The organism is Achromobacter mucicolens (assembly GCF_902859725.1).
Lineage (GTDB): Bacteria > Pseudomonadota > Gammaproteobacteria > Burkholderiales > Burkholderiaceae_B > Achromobacter > Achromobacter mucicolens.
The window spans coordinates 76,892-84,340 of record NZ_CADIJP010000022.1; the positions used below are offsets into that span (position 1 = coordinate 76,892).

7 protein-coding genes are annotated in these 7,449 nt (G+C 65.7%); all 7 read right to left on the reverse strand.

Annotated features, from left to right (window positions below; genetic code table 11):
• Window positions 1-3: 3 nt before the first annotated feature.
• Entirely contained in the window at window positions 4-555 is a 552-nt protein-coding gene (rfbC, locus tag HV786_RS23560) for a dTDP-4-dehydrorhamnose 3,5-epimerase (protein ID WP_128828673.1), read from the reverse strand.
• Window positions 555-1,448, reverse strand: a complete 894-nt coding sequence (rfbA, locus tag HV786_RS23565) for a glucose-1-phosphate thymidylyltransferase RfbA (protein ID WP_128828672.1) — start codon at window positions 1,446-1,448, stop codon at window positions 555-557. Before rfbA ends, rfbC begins: the two co-directional genes overlap by 1 nt.
• Complete coding sequence (gene rfbB, locus HV786_RS23570) at window positions 1,445-2,497, reverse strand: dTDP-glucose 4,6-dehydratase (protein ID WP_175211941.1); 1,053 nt, start codon at window positions 2,495-2,497, stop codon at window positions 1,445-1,447. The genes rfbA and rfbB overlap by 4 nt, the downstream gene beginning before the upstream one ends.
• 71 nt (window positions 2,498-2,568) lie before the next feature.
• Complete coding sequence (clsB, locus tag HV786_RS23575) at window positions 2,569-3,780, reverse strand: cardiolipin synthase ClsB (protein WP_175211942.1); 1,212 nt, start codon at window positions 3,778-3,780, stop codon at window positions 2,569-2,571.
• Window positions 3,777-4,640: an endonuclease/exonuclease/phosphatase family protein gene (locus HV786_RS23580; RefSeq protein ID WP_056327159.1), complete on the reverse strand. Its 864-nt coding sequence runs from the start codon at window positions 4,638-4,640 to the stop codon at window positions 3,777-3,779. The genes clsB and HV786_RS23580 overlap by 4 nt, the downstream gene beginning before the upstream one ends.
• 245 nt (window positions 4,641-4,885) lie before the next feature.
• Window positions 4,886-6,673 (reverse strand): aspartate--tRNA ligase, encoded by a 1,788-nt coding sequence (gene aspS, locus HV786_RS23585; RefSeq protein WP_128829612.1) that lies wholly within the window; start codon window positions 6,671-6,673, stop codon window positions 4,886-4,888.
• Between the two features lie 36 nt (window positions 6,674-6,709).
• Complete coding sequence (locus HV786_RS23590) at window positions 6,710-7,375, reverse strand: DUF502 domain-containing protein (RefSeq protein WP_373980788.1); 666 nt, start codon at window positions 7,373-7,375, stop codon at window positions 6,710-6,712.
• Between the last annotated feature and the right edge of the window lie 74 nt (window positions 7,376-7,449).

The following is a 7,449-nucleotide window of genomic DNA, read 5'->3' on the forward strand; positions in this document are numbered from 1 at the left end:
CGTTCAGGCCGGCGCCATCCGCGGCGCTTGCGCCAGGGCGAGACCTCGGCGGTCGTTGTCGGACAATATCGGCTCGGCCTGCACCGGCCATGCAATCGCAATCGCCGGGTCATTCCACATCACGCATTGCTGATGCGCCGGCAGGTACGGCGCGGTCGTCTTGTAGACCACGTTGGCGTATTCGGACAGCACCAGGAATCCGTGCGCAAACCCTTCGGGCACCCAGAGCTGGCGCAGGTTCTCCGACGACAGGATCTCGCTCGTCCATTGGCCGAACGTGGGCGATCCTTCCCGCATATCGACCGCGACATCGAAGATCTCGCCTTCCGTGACGCGCACCAGCTTGCCCTGAGGTTGCAGCGTCTGATAATGCAGGCCGCGCAGGACATGGCGCCGCGAGTGCGACTGATTGTCCTGCAGAAAGCGGACCGGCCGGCCGGCTGCCGCGTCAAAGACCGATTGCACATAGGTCTCGACGAAATAGCCGCGGTCGTCCTGGTGCATCACGGGGTCGATGCGCAGGACCTCGGGCAAGGACAAGGGCGTCACGCGCATCAATGAGGCAGCCGGGTAAGAAGGTTCATCAGGTACTGGCCATAGCCGCTTTTGACCAGAGGACGGGCCAGCGCTTCCAGTTGCGCCGCGTCGATCCAGCGCTTACGGAATGCGATCTCTTCAGGGCATGCCACCTTCAAGCCTTGCCGGCGTTCAAGCGTCGCAATGAACTGCGATGCATCAAGCAGGCTATCGTGCGTGCCCGTATCCAGCCACGCATGCCCTCGTCCCATGATTTCGACGTTGAGCGCCCCAAGTTCCAAGTACGCCTGATTCACGTCGGTGATTTCCAGCTCGTTGCGCGCGGACGGACGGATCTGGCGCGCCAGGTCGATCACCCGATTGTCGTAGAAATACAGTCCGGTCACCGCGTAGTTCGATTTGGGCGACGCGGGCTTTTCCTCGATACGCAACGCGTTGCCATGCGCGTCGAACTCGACCACGCCGTAGCGTTGCGGATCCTGGACATGATAGGCAAAGATGGTGGCGCCCGCCTGCCGCGTCATGGCGTCGGCAAGCAGCTGGTGAAAATCGTGCCCGTAGAAAAGATTGTCGCCCAGCACCAGCGCGCAGGGCGCCTGCCCGATGAAGTCCGCCCCGATCAGAAACGCCTGCGCCAGGCCTTCGGGCGCCGGCTGCACCGCGTATTCCAGCGACAGGCCCCATTGCCCGCCGTCGCCCAGCAACTGGCGGAACCGCGGCAGGTCGTCGGGGGTGGAGATGATCAGGATCTCGCGTATGCCCGCCAGCATCAGCGTGGTCAGCGGGTAATAGATCATGGGCTTGTCGTAGACGGGCATGAGCTGCTTGCTCACCGCCAGCGTCGCGGGATGCAGCCGCGTGCCCGACCCGCCCGCCAGGATGATCCCCTTGCGCGCGCCCGTTGCCGTCATGGCGCATCTCCTTGAGCCGGGCGCGCGTGCCCTGCCCCATCACGCAGCCACTGCGGATGATCCAGATACCACCGGACTGTCTTTTCCAGGCCCGAGGCAAACGTTTCGGCGGGCTGCCAACCCAACGTCTGCCGCGCCTTGTGCGCATCGATGGCGTAGCGGCGATCGTGGCCGGGCCGGTCGGCGACCAGCGCGATCAGGCCGCGGTACGCCCTGCCATCGGGCCGCGGCCGCAGGACATCCAGCAAGGCGCACACCGCCTCGACGACCTGCAGCGTGGTGCGCTCGTTACCCGCGCCCAGGTTGTAGGTTTCGCCGGGCCGGCCGCTTTCCAGCACCTTGCGCAAGCCGTCGCAATGGTCGGCGACATACAGCCAGTCGCGCGCGTGCAAGCCATCTCCGTAAACGGGCAATGGTTTATCCGCCAGCGCGTGATGGATCATCAGGGGAATCAGCTTTTCAGGAAACTGCCGGGGGCCGAAATTGTTCGAACAGTGCGTCATGAGCACCGGCAGTCCGTAAGTCTGCGCCCACGCGCGCACCAGATGGTCCCCGCCCGCCTTGCTGGCGGCGTAGGGATTGTTGGGCTGGTAGGGGCTTGTTTCGGTAAAGCCCGGATCGGACGGCGCCAGCGAGCCGTAGACCTCGTCCGTCGACACATGCAGGAACCGGAACGCATCGCGCGCGGCGGCGTCCAGTTCACTCCAGAACGCTCTGGCGGCTTCCAGCAAACCGAACGTGCCGCCGACGTTGGTCCTGACGAAATTGCCAGCGCCCGCGATCGAACGGTCGACGTGGGTTTCGGCGGCAAAATTGATGATGGCGCGCGGACGATGCTGGCGCAGCACCTCGGTCACCCGATGCGTGTCGGCGATGTCCGCCACGACCAGCACATGGCGCGCGTCGTGCGCCAAGCTGTCCAGATTGGCGCGGTTGCCGGCGTAGGTCAGCTTGTCCAGATTGACGACCGTCTCATCGCCAAGCGCCAGCCAATCCAGCACGAAGTTGGATCCGATGAACCCGGCGCCTCCGGTGACGAGAATGCTCATTGCGTTGTGCCTGATCGGAGGGCAGGCCTCCAAAGCGGGTAGTTTACTGCCGCGCCGGGGTGCGCCCGTGCTCAGTATTTGTCCGACGTTCCCGTGAGCGCCACGCCGATCCGCAAGAGCGCATAGGACGCCGCGTCGATCCAACGCCGCACGAATCCCCGGCGCTGATAGTCCAGCGGCCGGATGAAGCGCCCGCCCTCGCGGATGGCGGTTTCCAGGCGTTCCTGCAGGTCCCACGCGAACGGCTGGCTGTCGACCACGACGTTGGCCTCGCGCGCCAGCAGCAGGCTGAAGGGGTCCAGGTTGGACGAGCCCACGGTGGCCACGTTGTCGATCACCGCGACCTTGGCGTGCAGGTAGCCCGGCATGTACTCGTAGATCTCGATGCCGTCGCGCAAAAGCTTGTCGTAAAGCGAACGCGTGGCGTGATACTGCATCCGGTACTCGACCTTGCCCTGCAAGAGCAGGCGCACCCGCACGCCGCGGGCCGCGGCCTTGGCCAGCGCGCGGCGAAAGCGCACGCCGGGAAAGAAATAGGCATTGGCGATCAGGATGTCGCGGCGCGCGCGCGAGATGCCGAACAGATAGGCGCGCTCGAACGTGCGCCGAAAGCGCAGGTTGTCGCGCAGCACCAGCGCGGCGCGCAGCATGCCGCCTGGCGGCGCGGGGATGTCGCGCGGCTTGAGCAGCTGCAGGCGATGCCAGTCGCGCGGGTGGCGCCGCAGACGCGCCCAGTTCAGGCGCACCCACAACAGTTCCTGCGCGTGGGCCGCCTGCGTGACCAGCGGGCCTTCGACCTGCACGGCGAAATCGAACCGCGGTCCCGTCAGGCCGTCGGTCGGATCCAGATCGTCGTAGTCGTCGATGACGTTGATCCCGCCGATGAACGCCATGCGGCCATCGATGATCGTGACCTTGCGATGCAGGCGCCGCAGGCGGCTGCGCGACGGCACGTACCGCGCAAACCAGCGCGGCTCAGGCCGGAAGATGCGGCACTGCGCGCCTGCATTGGTCAGCGCGACCCGCACGCGCTCGCCATGCAGGGCGCTGCCAAACCCATCCAGCACCACGCGCACCTTCACGCCACGGCGCGCGGCCGCCGCCAGGCACTCCAGCACCTTCGCGCCGGTGCGGTCGATCATGAAGATGTAGGTTTCCAGATGCACGCTCACGGTGGCGGCATCGATCGCCGCGCACAGCGCGGGAAAGAAGTCGGCGCCATTCTGGAGCAGACGGATATCGTTGCCCGGCACCCATTCCAGCCTGTCCTGCTCGTCCTTCACGGGAGTTCCAGCTCCGCGAGCAAGGGGGAATGATCGGACAGCTTGGCCCATTCGCGGCCGCGCAGCACGCGGGCGCTGCGCACCGCGAAGCCGCGCTGGTAGATGCGGTCCAGGCGGAACCAGGGAAACACCGCCGGGAACGTTCGCGGCGGCGGCGCGAGCAACGAGCTTCCCCCCATGCCAAGCTGGTTGGTGCGCTCCATGACCGAGACGCCGCTATTGGGCAGTCCGCGCAAAGCGTTGGACAGCCGCTTGACCGAGTCGCGCAGGCGCGGCAGATCGCCGCCATGGCTGCGCGGGGCATGCGAGAACACTTCGTACAACCCGAGCTGCTGCACGAACATCGGCGCCAGCCTGTCGTTCCAGTCGTTGAAATCGCCGGCGATGAGGATCGGCTCGCCATCGGGCACCATGCGCTTGATGCGCTCGGTCAGCGCCAGGATCTGGCGGCTGCGGCTGCCGGCGAACAGGCCCAGATGGACCACGAAGCAATGCACGGCACGATCCCCGACCTCGACGCGCGCGTGCAGAAGTCCACGCTGCTCGAGACGGTGATCGGAAATGTCGAGGTTTTCGTGGTCGATGATGGGATAGCGCGAGAGCAGCGCGTTGCCATGATCGGTGGCATGGCGCACGGCGTTGCGGCCGTAGGCCACATCCAGCCGCAAGGCCGCGGCAAGGGATTCGTGCTGCGCGTCGAGCAGCGACTTATGCTCGTTGCGGCCCTGGACCTCCTGCAGGAAGACCAGATCTGGGCGCAGGCCATACAGGCCCAGGCGAAGTTCATTCAGGGAGTCGCGCCGGCCTAGTGCCGAACGGCCCTTGTGTATGTTGTAGCTGACGACTCGGATGAGCGACATGGAAGCAATGGCGCCTTTCAAATCTTGGGAACTGCCGGCCGGGTCCCGGAAGGTCCTCTGGCCAGCCGCCGCCGTGGTTGGCGGCGTTAGCCAGATTACTCCATTTCAGCCGGCCGTCCCATCTTTGCGGACAGCGCGAGCTCGGCACCGGTGTTTGACACCCGTGCGAGAGGCCCTTCAATCCGAGAGCCCCGCACCTGGGTGTCAGACACCGCTTCCGAAGCGCCAAAAACGCTTCGGAAGTGTTACGCCTTTTCGACGTTGCGCAGGCGGATGTGCAGCTCGCGCAGTTGCTTCTCGTCGACTTCCGAGGGCGCTTGCGTCAGCAGATCCTGGGCGCGCTGCGTCTTCGGGAAGGCGATCACGTCGCGGATCGATTCGGCGCCGGTCATCATGGTGACGATGCGGTCCAGGCCGAACGCGATGCCGCCGTGCGGAGGCGCGCCATACTGCAGCGCGTCCAGCAGGTAGCCGAATTTCTCGCGGGCTTCCTCGGCGCCGATCTTCAGCGCGCGGAACACCTTGCTCTGCACTTCCTCGCGGTGGATACGGACCGAGCCGCCGCCGATTTCCCAGCCGTTCAGCACCATGTCGTAGGCCTTGGCGAACGCCTTGCTGGGATCGGATTCCAGGAAGTCCTCGTGGCCGTCCTTGGGGCTGGTGAACGGGTGGTGGGCGGCGGTGTAGCGGCCGTCTTCCTCGTCGTATTCGAACATCGGGAAGTCAACCACCCACAGCGGCTTCCAGCCGGCCGTGAACAGACCCGTCTTCTTGCCGAATTCGCTGTGGCCGATCTTCACGCGCAGCGCGCCGATGGCGTCGTTGACGACCTTCTCGCGGTCCGCGCCAAAGAAGATGATGTCGCCGTCCTGGGCGCCGGTGCGCTTGACCAGTTCAGCCAGCGCGGCGTCGTGCAGGTTCTTGACGATGGGCGATTGCAGGCCGTCGCGGCCCTTGGCCACTTCGTTGACCTTGATGTAGGCCAGGCCCTTGGCGCCGTAGATGCCGACGAACTGCGTGTAGGCGTCGATCTCGCTGCGCGACATCTCGGCGCCGCCCGGCACGCGCAAGGCGACCACACGGCTGCCGGGCGCCGTGGCGGCGGCGGCAAACACCTTGAAGTCCACGTCGCGCATCACGTCGGTGATGTCGGTGAACTCGAGTTGCACGCGCAGATCAGGCTTGTCCGAGCCGTAGCGGCGCATCGCTTCGGTCCAGGGCATGATCGGGAACGGCGACGGCAGGTCGACGCCCTGCACCACCTTGAACACGTGACGGATCAGGTTCTCGAAGATCTCGCGGATTTCGATCTCGTTCAGGAACGAGGTTTCGCAATCGATCTGGGTGAATTCCGGCTGACGGTCAGCGCGCAGGTCTTCGTCGCGGAAGCACTTGGTGATCTGGTAGTAACGGTCAAAGCCCGACACCATCAGCATCTGCTTGAACAACTGCGGCGACTGCGGCAGCGCGAAGAAGTGGCCGGCGTTCACACGCGAGGGCACCAGGTAGTCGCGCGCGCCTTCGGGCGTGCTCTTGGCCAGCATCGGGGTTTCGATGTCGATGAAGCCCAGCTCGTCCAGGAACTTGCGGGTTTCGATGGACACGCGGTAGCGCAGCATCAGGTTGCGCTGCATCTGCGGGCGGCGCAGGTCCAGCACGCGGTGCGTGAGGCGGGTGGTTTCCGACAGGTTGTCGTCGTCCAGCTGGAACGGCGGGGTGACCGACGCGTTCAGGATCTCGACTTCCTTGCAGAGCACTTCGACTTCGCCGGAAGCCAGTTCGGCGTTGGCCGTGCCGGCCGGACGCTCGCGCACCAGGCCGGTAACGCGGACGCAGAATTCATTGCGCAGGCGTTCGGCAGTGGCGAAGGCGGCGTTGTCCGGATCGAACACGATCTGCGCCAGGCCCGCGCGGTCGCGCAGGTCGATGAAGATGACCCCGCCGTGGTCGCGGCGGCGGTTCACCCAGCCGTACAGGGTGACGGTCTGGCCGAGATGGTCACGGCAAACCTGGCCGGTGTAGCAGGTACGCATGCGGGATGACTCCGTTGTGTGCTTGGTGTGTAAGGGTTACGAATCGGCGCGGGGTGCGTCCTGCACGCCCGGCGCCGGAGCGAGCGCAGCCGGCCGGACCACGGGCGTTGCCGCCGGGGCCGGGGCGACTACGCCCATGGAAACGATGTACTTCAGGGCCGCGTCCACGCTCATCTGAAGGTCGATCACCTCGGCGCGAGGCACCATCAGGAAAAAGCCGGACGTGGGGTTGGGCGTCGTCGGCACGTACACGCTGATGTGGTCGCCAGGCAGGCTGTCGGCCACTTCACCGCTGGGCGTGCCGGTGACGAAAGCGATGGTCCAGGCCCCCGCGCGCGGATACTGCACCAGCACCGCGCGGCGAAACGCCTGTCCGTTGGGGGCAAGCACGGTATCGCTGACCTGCTTGACCGAGTTGTAGATGGAGCGCACGAGCGGGATGCGGCCCAGCAGGCTTTCCCACTGGTCGACCATCGTGCGGCCGATCAGGTTGGCGGCGAACACGCCCGTCAGAAGCACCACCGCGATCACCAGGACGAAGCGGAAACCGGGAATGTCCAGGCCGAACAGCGATTCGGAGGACAGGAAGCCAGGCACGAACCCTTCCAGGGTGGCGACCAGCAGCCCCAGTACCCACACCGTGATGACCAGGGGAACCCAGATCAACAGCCCGGTGATGAAGTACTTCTTGATGACGCGCATTCGCATCGCGAGCGCTCTAGGAGGCGGCGCTGCCGGCAGCAGGCGCCGCCGGGGCGGGCGTGGCTGCCGGCGCC

What these genes read in the sequence shown, in the direction of transcription:
- HV786_RS23590 (WP_373980788.1), bottom strand. Translation starts at nt 7,375, where the DNA reads ATGCGCGTCATCAAGAAGTACTTCATCACCGGGCTGTTGATCTGGGTT.
- rfbC (WP_128828673.1), bottom strand. Translation starts at nt 555, where the DNA reads ATGCGCGTGACGCCCTTGTCCTTGCCCGAGGTCCTGCGCATCGACCCC.
- HV786_RS23580 (WP_056327159.1), bottom strand. Translation starts at nt 4,640, where the DNA reads ATGTCGCTCATCCGAGTCGTCAGCTACAACATACACAAGGGCCGTTCG.
- aspS (WP_128829612.1), bottom strand. Translation starts at nt 6,673, where the DNA reads ATGCGTACCTGCTACACCGGCCAGGTTTGCCGTGACCATCTCGGCCAG.
- rfbB (WP_175211941.1), bottom strand. Translation starts at nt 2,497, where the DNA reads ATGAGCATTCTCGTCACCGGAGGCGCCGGGTTCATCGGATCCAACTTC.
- rfbA (WP_128828672.1), bottom strand. Translation starts at nt 1,448, where the DNA reads ATGACGGCAACGGGCGCGCGCAAGGGGATCATCCTGGCGGGCGGGTCG.